At 61.9% G+C, this 14,921-nt stretch carries 14 protein-coding genes; 8 read left to right on the plus strand and 6 right to left on the minus strand.

Annotated elements, in window-relative coordinates:
- The first annotated feature begins 162 nt into the window (after positions 1 to 162).
- Positions 163 to 990, plus strand: a complete 828-nt coding sequence (locus tag BM160_RS00095; RefSeq protein WP_091998475.1) for an SDR family oxidoreductase — start codon at positions 163 to 165, stop codon at positions 988 to 990.
- A 96-nt stretch (positions 991 to 1,086) separates the two neighbouring features.
- On the opposite strand, the gene BM160_RS00100 is transcribed toward BM160_RS00095, so the two are convergent.
- On the minus strand, positions 1,087 to 2,496 hold the full coding sequence (locus tag BM160_RS00100; RefSeq protein WP_091998478.1) for a phospholipase D-like domain-containing protein: 1,410 nt from the start codon (positions 2,494 to 2,496) through the stop codon (positions 1,087 to 1,089).
- A gap of 71 nt (positions 2,497 to 2,567) precedes the next feature.
- Positions 2,568 to 4,079, minus strand: coding sequence for an L-piperidine-6-carboxylate dehydrogenase (locus tag BM160_RS00105; protein ID WP_091998481.1), 1,512 nt, complete (start codon positions 4,077 to 4,079; stop codon positions 2,568 to 2,570).
- A 257-nt stretch (positions 4,080 to 4,336) separates the two neighbouring features.
- On the opposite strand from BM160_RS00105, the gene BM160_RS00110 reads away from it, so the two are divergent.
- Together BM160_RS00110 and BM160_RS00115 are read left to right on the plus strand one after the other, a co-directional pair.
- Positions 4,337 to 5,044 (plus strand): TetR/AcrR family transcriptional regulator, encoded by a 708-nt coding sequence (locus BM160_RS00110; protein WP_091998484.1) that lies wholly within the window; start codon positions 4,337 to 4,339, stop codon positions 5,042 to 5,044.
- A gap of 34 nt (positions 5,045 to 5,078) precedes the next feature.
- On the plus strand, positions 5,079 to 5,573 hold the full coding sequence (locus BM160_RS00115; protein ID WP_369821736.1) for a thioesterase family protein: 495 nt from the start codon (positions 5,079 to 5,081) through the stop codon (positions 5,571 to 5,573).
- Here the strand turns inward: BM160_RS00115 and BM160_RS00120 are convergent, their stop codons facing one another.
- The 3 genes from BM160_RS00120 to BM160_RS00130 form a co-directional block, all read right to left on the minus strand.
- Positions 5,574 to 6,860: a multifunctional CCA addition/repair protein gene (locus BM160_RS00120; RefSeq protein WP_091998489.1), complete on the minus strand. Its 1,287-nt coding sequence runs from the start codon at positions 6,858 to 6,860 to the stop codon at positions 5,574 to 5,576.
- 45 nt (positions 6,861 to 6,905) lie between these two features.
- Entirely contained in the window at positions 6,906 to 7,589 is a 684-nt protein-coding gene (locus BM160_RS00125; RefSeq protein WP_091998492.1) for a glutathione S-transferase family protein, read from the minus strand.
- Between the two features lie 129 nt (positions 7,590 to 7,718).
- Positions 7,719 to 8,675 (minus strand): complex I NDUFA9 subunit family protein, encoded by a 957-nt coding sequence (locus BM160_RS00130; RefSeq protein WP_091998495.1) that lies wholly within the window; start codon positions 8,673 to 8,675, stop codon positions 7,719 to 7,721.
- 200 nt (positions 8,676 to 8,875) lie between these two features.
- Here BM160_RS00130 and BM160_RS00135 point away from each other — a divergent pair, with 200 nt between their 5' ends.
- A complete protein-coding gene (locus tag BM160_RS00135; protein WP_091998498.1) occupies positions 8,876 to 9,319 on the plus strand; it encodes a hemerythrin domain-containing protein in 444 nt (147 codons plus the stop codon).
- A 65-nt stretch (positions 9,320 to 9,384) separates the two neighbouring features.
- Here the strand turns inward: BM160_RS00135 and BM160_RS00140 are convergent, their stop codons facing one another.
- Positions 9,385 to 9,831 (minus strand): acyl-CoA thioesterase, encoded by a 447-nt coding sequence (locus BM160_RS00140; protein WP_091998500.1) that lies wholly within the window; start codon positions 9,829 to 9,831, stop codon positions 9,385 to 9,387.
- Between the two features lie 43 nt (positions 9,832 to 9,874).
- Here BM160_RS00140 and BM160_RS00145 point away from each other — a divergent pair, with 43 nt between their 5' ends.
- From BM160_RS00145 to BM160_RS00160, 4 genes are all read left to right on the plus strand, one after another.
- On the plus strand, positions 9,875 to 11,740 hold the full coding sequence (locus BM160_RS00145) for an ABCB family ABC transporter ATP-binding protein/permease (protein WP_177218863.1): 1,866 nt from the start codon (positions 9,875 to 9,877) through the stop codon (positions 11,738 to 11,740).
- A 101-nt stretch (positions 11,741 to 11,841) separates the two neighbouring features.
- The gene (locus BM160_RS00150) at positions 11,842 to 12,786 is read left to right on the plus strand and encodes a LysR substrate-binding domain-containing protein (protein ID WP_091998502.1); all 945 of its coding nucleotides are present in this window, start codon (positions 11,842 to 11,844) and stop codon (positions 12,784 to 12,786) included.
- 407 nt (positions 12,787 to 13,193) lie between these two features.
- Entirely contained in the window at positions 13,194 to 14,093 is a 900-nt protein-coding gene (locus tag BM160_RS00155; RefSeq protein WP_091998505.1) for a transporter substrate-binding domain-containing protein, read from the plus strand.
- A 105-nt stretch (positions 14,094 to 14,198) separates the two neighbouring features.
- Entirely contained in the window at positions 14,199 to 14,921 is a 723-nt protein-coding gene (locus BM160_RS00160) for an amino acid ABC transporter permease (protein WP_091998509.1), read from the plus strand.

Here is a 14,921-nt window from a genome sequence, read left to right on the forward strand (position 1 = left end):
GCGCAGCGGGGCTGGTGGTTTCGCCAAAAGCGCAAGCCAGACTTCAGCCAGGTCTGAAGTCTGCGGTGAGCGGTCAGTTTTTGAAATTTCAAGTAAAAAGGCCTGAAGCCTAGTTGGTATGAGCGGAGTCAGCTATTTTATTGATAGCAAAGGGAGTGCGTCATGAACCTGCAAGGCAAAACCCTCTTCATTACCGGCGCCTCGCGCGGCATTGGCCTGGCCATCGCCAAACGCGCGGCGGCTGACGGTGCCAACATCGTGATCGTGGCCAAGACCACCGATGTCAATCCCAAGCTGCCCGGCACCATTTACAGCGCCGCCGAGGAAGTGAAGGCGGCCGGCGGCCAGGCGCTGCCGCTGGCGGTGGATATACGCGATGAAGACGCCGTGCTCGCCGCCGTGGCCCAGGCGGTGCAGGCCTTTGGCGGCATTGACATGCTGGTCAACAATGCCAGCGCCATCAGCCTGAGTGACACCGAGCACACGCCTATGAAGCGCTATGACCTGATGAATGGCGTCAATGCCAGAGGCACTTATCTGTGTACCCAGGCCTGCTTGCCGGCACTGAAACAATCCGCTGCGGCTGGCCACAATCCGCATGTGCTCAGCATGTCGCCGCCGCTGTCCATGAAGCCGCACTGGTTTGAAAACCACACGGCCTACACCGTGGCCAAGTACGGCATGAGCATGTGCACCCTGGGCCATGCGGGTGAGTTCAGGAAATACGGTATCGCCGTCAACAGCCTGTGGCCGCGCACGGCGATTGCCACCGCCGCGCTGCAGATGAGTCCCGGCGTCGACATCGGGCTGTGCCGCAAGCCGGAGATTCTTTCCGATGCGGCTTATTTCATACTCACCAGCCCAAGCGCCAACACCGGCAACTTCTACCTGGATGATGAGTTGCTGGCTTCGCACGGCGTGACCGACCTGGAGAAGTATTCGGTGACGCCTGGCACCCGAAATTTTGTGCCCGATTTCTTTGTGGACTGACAGGCCAGCATGCGCGGCCATGGATGGTGGCCGCTGGGCAAGGAGTCCCGGCATCAAAAGGCCGCATTGACGAGTTGCTCGGCCCCGAGGCGCCATTTAAAGCTGGAAGGTCAGCCAGCGCATCAGGCCTTCGGAAAATTCACGCACCACGCCTGGGGGCCGCGCTATGAACAGCTTGGCTTGTGCACGCTGCCGCTCTATCCACTGCGCGAAGCGATGCACATCGGCCGACTCGAAAAAGGCAATCATCAACTCGTAGTTCAGGAACAGGCTGCGTTCATCCAGATTGGCCGAGCCGGCCAGCGCCAGTTCGTTGTCTATGACGATGGCCTTGGCATGAATCATTCCATCGACCAGCCAGACCCGCGCGCCCGCCGCCGCCAGCTCGCGCAACGCAGCAGGGCGAGCCAGGTCGGCCAGCCTGTGGTTGGAGTGGCGCGGCAGGACCAGATCCACGCTCACCCCGCGTCTGGCCGCCAGCGTCAGCGCCATCAGCAGCGTTGCGCCGGGCACGAAGTAGGGGGTGACGGCCAGGATTCTGGTTTGCGCGGTGAAGCAACTGGCAATCAGCAGTGAATACAGCGTGTCATCGGCCTGGTCAGGGCCGCTGGCAATCAGTTGCGCGCCCGTTTGCGCTGGAATGGGCGCGGGCAACTCTGGAGCGGCGTCAAGCGGGGGCGGCGCTTGCGTGGCAAAGCCCCAGTCCTGCTCAAAGCGCAGCTGGGCCTGCCGCGCCAGGTCGCCGTGCAAGTCAAAGCTGAGATCTATCCACGGCGTTTGCTTGCCTAGTGCGTCTGGGTCGCCGACAAAGTACTCGGCCGCCAGATTGCGACCGCCGGTCCAGAGGTGCTTGCCGTCGGCAATCACCATCTTGCGGTGATTGCGCAGATTGGTGCGACCGCGCAGCGGGGAGCGAAAGGGTGAGACGAACAAGGCCACTTGCACCCCGGCCGCCGACAGCCGTTTGAGCTTGGGGCGCCCGCCCAGATACATCCCTATGCCATCAATCAGCAACCTGACCCGCACGCCCTCCTGGGCTCGCCGTATCAGCAAGTCCATGACTTCATTGCCTAGCGCGTCCCGCCCCAGCAGAAAGGTGCACAGGTCGAGCTTGCTGCTGGCGCCCAGAATCACGGAGCGCAGTGCCTGCAGGGCCGCCAGCCCATCCTGATGAATGGCCAGCTGTTGATACGACGACGCGCGCGCCAGTCCCATGGCCGCGGCGAGATGCTGGAACCTGGCGGCCAGTGTGTCAGAGTGGCTGGCCTTGAAGGCTAGCGCTGGCGGGTGTGTGGATGGCGCGCGAGCAACTTTTCGGTTGCCGAAAAGCAGATAGAGCGGCAGTGCCAGGTAGGGCATGAACGCGAGAGAAACCACCCAGGCAATGGCGGCCGACGGGTGGCGGCGCTGGCGTCCGGCGTGCGTAGCCAGCACGTAAACGACCAGCCCTAATAGGGCGACGAGGCCGTGCAGCGTGAGTCCACGGCTCAGGAGTTCAGACGGCATGGCGCAGTTTGTATCGGGTGCTGCTTGCGCCTGGGCTCGAATCCATTGCTTTCATGGCTTGCAACAGCGGCCTAAATCTCGAAGCGAATGCCCTGGGCCAGCGGCAGGCTGTTGCCGTAGTTGACCGTGTTGGTGGCGCGGCGCATATAGGCCTTCCAGGCATCCGAGCCCGACTCCCGGCCGCCACCGGTTTCCTTCTCGCCACCGAAAGCGCCGCCAATCTCCGCGCCGCTGGTGCCTATGTTGACGTTGGCAATGCCGCAGTCCGAGCCGCGCGCCGAGGTGAACTGCTCGGCTTCGCGCAAGTCCTGGGTGAAGACCGCCGACGACAGGCCGTGCGCCGCGGCGTTGTTCAGGGCAATGGCCTCATCGAAGTCGTCATAGGGCACGACATAGAGAATGGGCGCGAAGGTTTCCTGCAGCATGGGCCCGGCCTGTTCGGCCAGCTCGACGATGGCGGGCCGCACATAGTGGCTTGGACCAGGAGCTGCCTCGCGCTGGCCGAAATGCACCTTGGCCTGGAGCGCTTGCGCGCTGGCCAGCGCGGCTTGCATGGCCTCGAAAGCGCGGCCGTCTATGAGTGGGCCGACCAGCGTGCCCTCGGCCAGCGGGTTGCCCACCGGCAGGCGGGCAAAGACGGCGACCAGGCGCTCCACCAGCGCCGGGTAGATGGAGCGGTGCACGATCAGCCGGCGCAAGCTGGTGCAGCGCTGGCCAGCGGTGCCGGCGGCGGCAAAGGCCGCGCCGCGCACCACCATTTCCAGATTGGCCGAGGGGCAGACGATGGCCGCGTTATTGCCGCCCAATTCCAGCAGCGAGCGCTTGAACAGACCAGCGCAGACGATCGCCACGTTCTTGCCCATGGCGGTGGAGCCGGTGGCGCTGACCAGTTTCACTTGCGGGTGGGCGACCAGCGCCTCGCCGACAGCACGCTCGCCTATCAGCAGCTCGCTCAGGCCCTCGGTTTCCAGTCCCAGCTCGCTGGCCGTGCGCAGCAGCAGACCGTTGAGCGCGATGGCCGACAGCGGGGTTTTCTCCGAGGGCTTCCAGGCCAGGGTATTGCCGCAGACCAGGGCCAGCGCGGCATTCCAGGCGAACACCGCCATCGGGAAATTGAAGGCCGAGATGATGCCGACCACGCCCAGCGGATGCCAGGTTTCCAGCAGCTTGTGGTCTGGCCGCTCGCTGGCAATGGTCAGGCCGTAGAGTTGGCGCGACAGGCCGACCGCGAACTCGCAGATGTCTATCACCTCCTGCACCTCGCCCAGGCCTTCCTGCAGGATCTTGCCGGTCTCCAGCGAGATCAGCCGGGCCAGTTCGGGCTTGTGGCGCCGCACCGTGTCGCCAAAGGCGCGCACCAGCTCGCCGCGTTTGGGCGCCGGCACATTGCGCCAGTGCAGAAAGCGCTGCTGCGCCCGGCTGAGCGCGGCATCGACATCGGCCGGGCTGCTGACCGCGATGCGCGCGAGCCGGCTGCCGTCAATCGGCGTGTGCACCGTTATGGCCCCGGCGGCCTGGCTGTCGAGGTCGGCGCTGAGGCCCAGGGCCTGCAGTAGGGATGAGACATCGTTGGCGTGCGTCATGGGGGAGTCCTTTGGGGGTGGGCACTAGCTTGGTGGGCCGTGAGGCGAGGGCTGGCGCGCTCAGCAACTGGCGCAGTCCGCGGCCCAGGCAGGCCATCAGGGTCATCTTCGATCAGTGTAATGTGCCGTGCGGCGAGTTGGCGCATTCGCGGCGGCGGGTGATTTCTTTCCGGCTGGACATTTTTTAAATGCACTGATCTTATTTTTGAAAAGCAAATGCTTGCTAAAAATGGTGGGTTTTGCTATGGTCGGCTTCCATGAAAAAGCCCGTTGCGCCTGGTCGCATTTCAGCGCTGGCCGTCGCGGCTGACACCATCACCGAAGCCCTTGTCGCCGATAAGCGGCCGCGCGGGCGGCCGCGCAAAACAGCCGATGAGCGCGACGAGGGCAATCGGCGTGTCGGTTTGCTCCATGCCGCCGCCAGGCTGTTTCGCGAAAAGGGCTTCGCGGCCACCAGTACGCGCGATATCGCCGCCGCTGTGGGCATGCGCAGTGGCTCGCCGTTTTATCACTTCGAAAGCAAGGGCGCGCTGCTCTACGCCGTGATGGAGCAAGGCATGCAAGCGGCCTTGCGGCGACAGGCGGCGGCGCTGCAGGTTGCTGAGTCCTCGGCGCCCGATGCATCGGCGCTGCTGCGTGTGCTGATACGCAACCATTTCGAGGTCTTGCTGGGCCCCGGCAGCGATTTCGTTCCGGTGACGCTGTACGAGTCGCGGTCCCTGACGGCGCAGCAGCGCGGCGCGCTGGCCAGCTTGCGCAGCGATTACGAAGGCGTCTGGGTGCCCGTGCTTGAAGCCTTGAGCGCGACCGGCCGGCTCAAGGGGCCGGTCAAGTTGGCGCGCCTGCTGATCCTGGGGGCGCTCAACTGGGCGGTGCAATGGTTTGATGCCAACAAGCCTGCCACGCTGGATGATTTGACCGACGCCGCCATGGCGCTTTTTGTGCAAGAACCGTCGTCGCCATGAGCGCGATATCAGTGAAATTTTCAACCCATTCATGATGACAAAAACACCTCTCACCCTGGTATCGCCGGCGCCCGAATTTGAAGCGGAGTTCGTCGCCGGCGTGACCGAGATTTTCGAAGAGCAGATTGCTTTCAACCAGCTACTGGGTTTGAAGATCACCTCATTCAGGCCGGAGCGGGTCACGGCGCGAATTGAGATGCGGCATGAACTGCTGGGCAACTACGCGCACAACCGCATTCATGGCGGCGTGATCAGTGCCGGACTGGACACCATGGCCGGGCTGGCCATCATGGCTGCCATTGGCGCTCGCCATATGGACGAGGCGCCGCAGCAGCGCCTGCAGCGTTTTTTCAAGCTGGGCACGATTGACCTGCGGGTGGATTATTTGCGCCCCGGTATCGGCAAGTCCTTTGAGTTGCGCGCCGAAGTGCTGCGCCTGGGCTCGCGGGTGGCGAGTACGCGCATGGAGTTTCTGGGCGCTGACGGCAAGCTGCTGGCGGTGGGGTCTGCCGCCTACATCGTGTCCTAGTCAGGGCTGGACTGGCGGCTCGGCGCCAAACCCCGCTTGCTGGCTCACGGCGGTCACCCGCGCCTGGTGAATCAGTTCGCCAATTTGCGGGCCGGTTTTTCCGTTGGCCTGGGCCTGGTCCGCGATGACATTTGTGGCCACCGATTGCGCCGCGGCCAGGGCTTGCAGCAAGCGCGGGCGCTGCGGATAGGGCGATTGCTCCAGGCCGAGACGGCCGCGTGCGTCGCATTCGCAGGCCAGCAACACCTCGGCAAAGCGCTGCGGCTTGCGCAAGGCGTCGCAACGCTCCAGCAGGCGCACCACGGCGGCCGCGTTGAACTCGGCGCTGCGGTGAATATTGCCGTGTTCTCGCGCCACCACGTCGGCCAGTTCGCGGCAGTCGGTGGGCACGCGCAGGCGCTGGCACAGGCCTTTGAGCAGGCGGGCGCTACGCTCTTCGTGGCCGATGTGACGGGGCAGCATGTCGACGGGCGTGGTGCCCTTGCCCAGATCGTGGCACAGGCAGGCAAAGCGCACGGCCAGGGACGTATCCAGCTGCGCCGCCATGTCCAGCACCATCATCAGGTGAATGCCGGTGTCGACCTCGGGGTGATACTCGGCGCGCTGCGGCACGCCCCAGAGCCGAGCGACTTCAGGCAGCAGCTTTTGCAGTGCGCCGCAGTCGCGCAGCACTTCGAACAGTCGCGAAGGCCGGCTGGTCATCAGGCCGCGCGCCAATTCCTGCCAGACCCGCTCGGGCACCAGCGCGTCGACCTCGCCGTCCTCCACCATGTGCTGCATTAGCAGCCCGGTCTCGGGCGCCACGGAGAAATCCGGAAAGCGGGCGGCAAAGCGGGCCAGCCGCAAAATGCGCACCGGATCCTCGCGAAAGGCCTCGGTGACATGGCGCAAGACCTTGTGTTGCAGATCGCGTTGTCCGCCGTAGGGATCGATCAGCGCCTCAAAATCGGGCTCAAATATGGCCTCGGCGCTTGCTGCACGGGCGGGAGCAGCTATTGAATTGATAGTTAAATCGCGCCGCGCCAAATCTTCTTCCAGTGTCACGTCGGGTTCGGCGTGAACCACGAAGCCGCGGTAGCCGCGGGCGGTTTTGCGCTCGGTGCGCGCCAGCGCGTATTCCTCGCGGGTTTGCGGGTGCAAGAAGACCGGAAAGTCCTTGCCCACCGCAACGAAGCCGCGCGCCACCAGTTGCTCGGGCGTGGCACCCACCACCACCCAGTCCTTGTCTTGCACCGGCAAGCCGAGCAAGGCATCGCGCACCGCGCCGCCCACCATGTAAATCTGCATGGCGGCAGTTTAGCGGCTCAAGGGCTGCAGTTCATGATCGCGGCTTCAGCGTTGCAGGCGGTAAGGCTCTTCAAAATCGCGGAAGTCGTTTTCCGCCAGCGCGCCGTCAATCCAGGCCTTGACGCCGGGCAGGGCGCTGAGGCGCTGGATGTAGTCCGTGATAGCGGCCGGTACCGGCAAGGCATAGCTTTTCAGGCGCATGCAGACCGGTGCAAAAAAAGCGTCGGCCGTGCCGAACTCGCCAAACAGCATGGGGCCGTGATAGGTTTGCAGCAACTCGCTCCACATGGCGACGATGCGCGCCACATCGGCGCGCACGGCGGGCTGGTCGCGCCAGATCAGCCGGCCGGCATCGGCCAGGTCGGCCTCTATATTCATGGGGCAGGCGGAGCGCAGCGCGCCAAAGCCGCTGTGCATTTCGGCGCAGATGCTGCGCGCCCGGGCCCGTGCCGCCACGCTTTGCGGCCAGAGCTGCTTGTCGGGGAAGCGCTCGGCCAGGTATTCGGCAATGGCCAGGGTGTCCCACACCAACAGGCCGTCGTCGTCCAGCACCGGCACCTTGCTGGCCGGGTTGACGCTGCCGATTTGTTTCCTGAATTCGGAGTGGGCGTCAAAGGAGTCAAAACGGATGTTGATTTCCTCAAAGGGAATGCCGGCCTGCTTGAGCAGCACCCAGGGCCGCATGGACCAGGAGGAGTAGTTTTTGTTGCCGATATAGAGTTTGAGCATGGGGGGGTCTCCAGAATCTGTTGGGGAGGATAGCAGGGGACTGGCGCTGCTACAGCGCCGCACTGCTGTCGGTGCTGCCAAGGGTGCGTCGGGGCTGCCGCTGGCCGGCGCAAGAGCCGGCCGGGCGTCTCAAAAGCGGCCGGCCATGGTGCGCTTGGCCATGAGGCCGCTGCGCGGACCACGTTCACCCAGGTAGGTGGGGGCAATGGCCTGCAGCGCGGCCGGCTCTATGCCCAGGGCCGGCAGGCCGGGCAGCTTGCCGCTGGCCACGTTGTCGGTGCTCATGGCGGCCAGGTTGTCGCGGCTCAGCAGCGGCGCGCCGGGCGCCAGCTCCATCAGCCTGGCCTGCAGCTGCGCCAGCGTGTCAGGTAGCGCGAGTATCGGCCGGCCCTTGCCGTCATTGACACCGGCGTAGCGGCCGGCCAGCGTCACCAACTGCCGCAGGCTGAAGATCTCGGGTCCGCAGGCTTCATAAATCTGGCTGCTCGGGGCGGGGCTTTGCAGGCAGCGCAGCACGGCGCTGGCCACGTCTTCGACCCAGACCGGCTGAAAGCGCGCCTGGCTGGCGGCCAGTGGCAGCAGCGGCACCCATTGCTGCAGCCGGGCAAAGGTATTGAGGAATTTGTCTTCGGCGCCAAAAATCACGCTGGGCCGCAGCACCGTCACGTCCAGCCCGCTGCTGAGCAGCACGGCTTCGCCGCGCGCCTTGCTGCGCTGGTACATGGAGGCCGAGCTGAGCGAAGCGCCCAGCGCGCTGATATGGACGATGCGGCGCAGGCCGCTGGCCTCGCAGGCGCGTGCCAGTTCCAGCGGCAGCTGCACATGGGTTTTGTCAAACGCGGCTTGCGAGCCGTGCAGTATGGCGATCAGGTTGACCACGGCATCGTGGCCGGCCAGCAGCGATGCCAGCGAGGCGCTGTCATGTACGTCGATCTCGACCAGGTCCAGCAGGGGGAATATTTGCAGGTGGCGCGCACTGTCCAGGCGGCGCGTGGCCACGGTCACGCGGCACTGCTGTCGGGCCAGTTTTTCGCACACATGGCGGCCCACAAAACCGGTTCCGCCAAGAAGCAGGACTTTTTCCATAAGTCCTAATTTAGCGCGTTTGCAGCGCTGTGCCTGCCAGCAATTGTTTTTCTGGCGATTTAAGGCTTTTGCGCATATGGAGCGGGCGCTTGTAGCTACTTAATCGATAGCAAATCAGGCACGCAACATCGGCGTCAGCCCATCGTCTCAGCCGTCATTGGCCTACAGGGCGCGGCGCCCATGGTTCGCATAATTCTTGAATGAATATCTTCGAAGCATTGCGTGTCAGCCACGAGACCCAGCGTACGCTGGCCGACCACCTGATCAAGACCCAGGGCAACAGCCAGGATAGGGCCTCGCTGTTCAATGAGCTCAAGCTTGAACTGGCGGCGCATGCGGCCGCCGAAGAGCGGTTTTTTTATGTGCCGCTGATCGCTCACGACATGACCCAGGAGCCCTCGCGTCACGGCATCGCCGAGCACCACCAGATGGACAAGCTGGTTGCCCAGCTGGAGACCATCGATTTCAGTTCAGCCGGCTGGCTGACCACGGCCAGGGAATTGCAGCACAAGATCCATCACCATCTTGAGGACGAGGAGCAGGCTGTTTTCCAACTGGCGGGAAAGGTGCTGAGTGAGGCCGAGAAGCTGTCGCTCGCCAAGGGCTATGAAGGGGAGTTCGTCTCGCAGCGAACCAAGGCCTGATGTCAAGCAAAAAGAGGCTTCGCCCCTTTTGTGATGTGCGTGTAAAGCTATTAAGTAAATAGCAATCAGGGGTGAGAAATCTTGCGTGGCTTGCCCGAATCGTCAATCGCCACATAGGTCACGCTGGCTTCGGTGACCTTGATGTAACGGCCCTGCGCAGCAAAGCGCTCGGCATAGACCTCGACCTGTACCGTGACCGAGGTCGTGCCAAGACGGGTGACGCTGGAAAAAAAAGACAAGATGTCGCCGACCCGGACCGGCTGCTTGAAGATGAACTGGTTGACGGCCACGGTGGCCATGCGGCCGTTGGCGTAGCGGGCTGGCAGCACCGAGCCGGCCAGGTCCACCTGGGCCATGACCCAGCCGCCGAAGATGTCGCCATTGGCGTTGCAGTCGCCGGGCAGGGGAATGACCTTGAGCACCAGTTCCTTGTCGGTGGGCAGGTGAACACTGAGGTTGTCCGCCCCGGCATCGGCGGGAATGCCCGTACGGGCGCTAGATTCGGAAGACATAGGCACAATCTGTAAGTTAGTACAAGCCTCACGATTGTCACCCATGCGCTCCCGAGCTTCTCCTGCCGACTCATCCCTGGCCGTGCCTCCTGTAACAACGGTTGGCGCCCGACCGGCGCCGGCCCCTGCGCGCTCGGACTGGGCCACGCTCAAGCGCCTGTTCCCCTATTTGTGGGAGTACAAATGGCGCGCCATGGCGGCGCTGGCCTTCATGCTGGGTGCCAAGCTGGCCAATGTGGGCGTGCCGCTGCTGCTGAAAAATCTGGTCGACACCATGAATTTGAAGCCCGGCGCGGTGCAGGCCGTGCTGGTCGTGCCCGTTGCCCTGCTGCTGGCTTACGGCCTGCTGCGACTGTCGACCACGCTGTTCACCGAGCTGCGCGAACTGGTGTTCGCCAAGGCCACCGAAGGCGCGGCGCGGCGCATTTCGCTGGAGGTGTTTCGGCATCTGCACGCTTTAAGCCTGCGCTTTCACCTGGAACGGCAAACCGGCGGCATGACGCGCGACATCGAGCGCGGCACACGTGGCGTGCATTCGCTGATCTCGTATTCGCTCTACAGCATCATCCCGACGCTGATCGAGGTGACGCTGGTGCTGAGCCTGCTGGCGATCAAGTTCGACGTCTGGTTTGCCGGCATCACGCTGATTGCGCTGGCCTTCTACATCTTCTTCACGGTCACCGTGACCGAGTGGCGAACCCAGTTTCGCAAGACCATGAACGAGCTCGACTCATCGGCCCACAGCCGCGCCATCGATTCGCTTTTAAATTACGAGACCGTCAAGTACTTCAACAACGAAGAGTTCGAGGCCCAACGCTACGACGAGAACCTCAAGCGCTACCGCCAGGCCGCCATCAAGAGCCAGAAAACGCTGAGCATGCTCAACGCCGGCCAGCAACTGATCATTGCGCTCGGGCTGGTGGCGATGCTGTGGCGGGCCACGCAGGGCGTGGTCGATGGTCACATGACCCTGGGCGACCTGGTGATGGTCAACGCCTTCATGATCCAGCTCTACATTCCGCTGGGTTTTCTGGGGGTGATTTACCGCGAGATCAAGCAAAGCCTGACCGATCTGGAAAAAATGTTCACCTTGATGGAGCGCGAGCGTGAAATTGCCGACGTCGCCGGCGCGCCGCCCTTGCATATAGACGCTTCGCCAGCCGTGCGTTTCGATAATGTCAGCTTTGCCTACGACCCCGCGCGGCCCATATTGCACCAGGTCAGCTTCGAGATTCCGCCCGGCAAAACCGTGGCGGTGGTGGGCTCCTCGGGCGCCGGTAAATCGACGCTGGCGCGTCTGCTCTACCGCTTTTACGATGTGCAGCAAGGCCACATCACGATTGCCGGGCAGGACATCAAGCAGGTCACGCAGGCCAGCGTGCGCCAGGCCATAGGCATAGTGCCGCAGGACACGGTGCTGTTCAATGACACGGTCGAATACAACATCGCCTACGGCAAGCCCGGCGCGACGCACGAAGAGGTGGAAGAGGCCGCCCGCGCCGCCCGCATCCACGATTTCATTGTGTCGACGCCGCTGGGCTACCAGACCATGGTGGGCGAGCGCGGCCTGAAACTCTCGGGCGGCGAAAAGCAGCGCGTGGCGATTGCCCGCACCCTGCTGAAAAATCCGCCGGTGGTGATTTTTGACGAAGCCACCTCGGCGCTGGATTCGGCCAACGAACGCGCTATCCAGAGCGAGCTGCGCACCGCCGCGCAGAACAAGACCACGCTGGTGATTGCGCACCGGCTCTCCACCGTGGTCGATGCCCACGAAATCCTGGTGATGGAGGCCGGCCGCATCATAGAACGCGGCAAGCACGCCGCCCTGCTGGTCGCCAACGGACGCTATGCCGAGATGTGGGCGATGCAGCAGGCCAGTGAAGGCGTTTTTGACGAAATCGGGGTCTAGGGCATGTGTGGCGGGCGCAGGCAGCTATAAAAAACGGAGTAATTTGGGCTTTCACGCAACTTTTTAGGTTTCATCCATAGGCCCGCGCAGATAATCGCCGCATGGAAACCAAATGGCTGGAAGATTTCGTCTCGCTTGCTGAAACCCGCAGTTTCAGCCGCTCGGCCCAATTGCGTCACGTGACGCAACCGGCTTTTTCGCGCCGCATTCAGGCGCTGGAAGCCTGGGCCGGTACCGATCTGGTGGATAGGAGTTCTTATCCGACGCGGCTGACGCCGGCCGGTGAAACGCTTTACAGCCAGTCGCTGGAAATGCTGCAAGGCCTGCAGTCGACCCGGGCCATGCTGCGCGGCCATACCTCGGCGGGGCAGGATTTCATCGAGTTTGCGGTGCCGCACACGCTAGCATTTACCTTTTTCCCAGCTTGGGTCAGCAGCCTGCGCGAGAAGTTTGGCCCGATCAAGAGCCGGCTGATCGCGCTCAATGTGCATGATGCCGTGCTGCGTCTGGTGGAAGGCAGTTGCGACCTGCTAATTGCCTACTACCATGAGTCCCAGCCTTTTCAGCTGGACCCGGCCCGCTATGAAATGGTGTCGCTGGGTCAGGAAGTGATGGCACCGTTTTCCCGGCCCAATGCCAGCGGCGAGCCCGAATTTTGCCTGCCGGGCCGCGCCGGTCAGCCGCTGCCCTATCTGGGCTATGCGCCAGGCGCTTACCTGGGGCGGGTGGTGGATTTGATCCTCAAGCAGTCCGCCACTGCCATCCACCTGGATAGAGTTTATGAAACCGACATGGCCGAAGGCCTCAAGGCGATGGCGCTGGAGGGCCATGGCATCGCCTTTTTGCCGCTCAGCGCCGTCAGAAAAGAACTGCGGGCCAAAAAGCTGGTCAGCGCCGGCAGCGGCCTGGAAATGACCATGGACGTGCGCGTGTACCGCGAGCGACCCAGCGCCAAGAAAACCCCCAGCAGCCATGCCGAGGCGCTTTGGTGCTATTTGCAGTCCTCTAGCAGCAAGGACAAGGCGGCGGGGAGTCCGTTTGTCTGAAACCAGGCAATAACCCTATGTGATTATAAAAGAAATGCATAATCCGCCGCTGAAACAGCATTTGCGTTTTTGAATCTGAAAATTTACAGTGTGTTACGTTCTGTTTTCGAGAGTGGCCGTGTGGCCAAGTCTGAACAAGCTGCTGTCAGCCCGGTGCTTGGTGAATTGACTGGAGCTGGCATAAAGACTGCTTGCACTGGTGTCATATAGTTCGGCTCTTTATGTATGCACCATTTTGGTGAAAGTCAAAAAAAAGAGTGCTTGTAGCTGTTTAGTGATTTACCCAGGGCGCCGATCAGTCCAGGCGGTCCTCAGTTCGAGAGACCGGGTAAACCTTGGCATGAGCTCGGTACCGACTCTCTAGAATAGATTTCGCCGTTTCGTTTAGTTTTATTACAGGAGATCTCATGAAATTTAAGTTAGTCGCTCTGTCCCTTGCCCTGTTCGCCAGCGGCGCTGCATTTGCTCAAGCTGCCGATACGCTCGCCAAGGTCAAGGCCTCGGGCGTTGTGACCATGGGTGTTCGTGACTCTTCGGGCGCACTGTCTTACACCCTGGGCGACGGCAAGTACACCGGCTACCACTACGAGATCTGCAGCCGTATCCTGGCTGATCTGGAAAAAGCCGCTGGCCGCAAGCTGGAAGTGAAATACCAGCCCGTGACGTCGCAAAACCGCATTCCCCTGGTGCAAAACGGCACGGTTGACATCGAGTGCGGCTCCACCACCAACAACCTGGCACGTCAGAAAGACGTTGCTTTTGTGCTGACCACGTTTGTGGAAGAAGTTCGTATCGCCGTGAAGGCCAGCTCCGGCATCACCTCGGTGGCACAACTCGGTGGCAAGACTGTGGCGACCACCACAGGCACGACGTCCGTGCAGACACTGCGCAAGAACAAGCGCGCCGCCGGCGTGGACTTCAAGGAAGTCTTCGGCAAAGATCATTCAGACAGCTTTTTGCTGCTCGAAACCGGCCGCGCCGATGCTTTCGTGATGGACGGTTCCATCCTGGCCGGCAACATTGCCACCGCCAAAAAGCCTGCTGACTTCAAAATCGTCGGTGAAGTGCTGAGCGTGGAACCCATCGCCATCATGATCCGCAAGGATGACCCTTGGTTCAAGCGCATGGCCGATGACACCGTCAAGGGCATGATCAAATCGGGCGAGATGAACAAGCTGTGGACCAAGTGGTTCTTGTCACCGATTCCTCCGAAGAACACCAAGGTGGGCCTGGCATTGAGCGCCAGTACCAAAGATGCCTGGGCTAATCCAAACGACAAGCCGATGGAATCTTACGTTCAGAAATAAGCGGACTAGGTAGTACATTCAAACCCCGCCGGACATATTGCTCTGGCGGGGTTTCTCGTTGACTGAATCAGAAAAACAATACAACAACAATTTGCTGGAGCCGTAATGACTTGGGATTGGCAGGTGTTCTTAAACGACGACGGTAGCGGTCGTACTTATCTGCAGTGGATGTTTGATGCTTGGGGCTGGACACTGGCTGTTGCCGGTTGCGCCTGGGTTGTAGCCATGGTGCTGGGCGCCATGATGGGAACATTCAGAACCCTGCCCAACAGCCCCTGGTTGGTGCGCCTGGGCAATGCCTGGGTCGAGCTGTTTCGCAATATTCCCCTGCTGGTCCAGATTTTCCTCTGGTATTTCGTTGTTCCCAAGCTGATTCCACCCATGAAGGAGGTGCCCGGCTTTGTACTCGTGGTGCTTGCGCTGGGCTTCTTTACCTCGGCGCGTATTGCCGAGCAGGTGCGTGCCGGCGTACAGGCCTTGCCGCGTGGCCAGCGCTATGCCGGAATGGCGATGGGTTTTACCACTGCCCAGACTTACCGCTATGTAATTTTGCCGATGGCATTTCGGATCATCATTCCACCACTCACCAGCGAATCCATGAATTTGCTGAAGAACTCCTCGGTGGCCTTTGCTGTATCGATTGCCGAGCTCACCATGTTTGCCATGCAGGCCCAGGAAGAAACCTCACGCGGTGTTGAAATTTATATTGCTGTGACGGCGCTGTACGCGATTTCAGCCTTTGCCGTGAACCGTGTCATGGCTTTTGTGGAAAAGAAATTGCAGATTCCAGGTTACATCGTGGCCGGAACCGCAGGCGGAGGGCACTGA

Origin of the sequence: Polaromonas sp. OV174 (genome assembly GCF_900112285.1) — a bacterium.
Classification (GTDB): Bacteria; Pseudomonadota; Gammaproteobacteria; order Burkholderiales; family Burkholderiaceae_C; genus Polaromonas.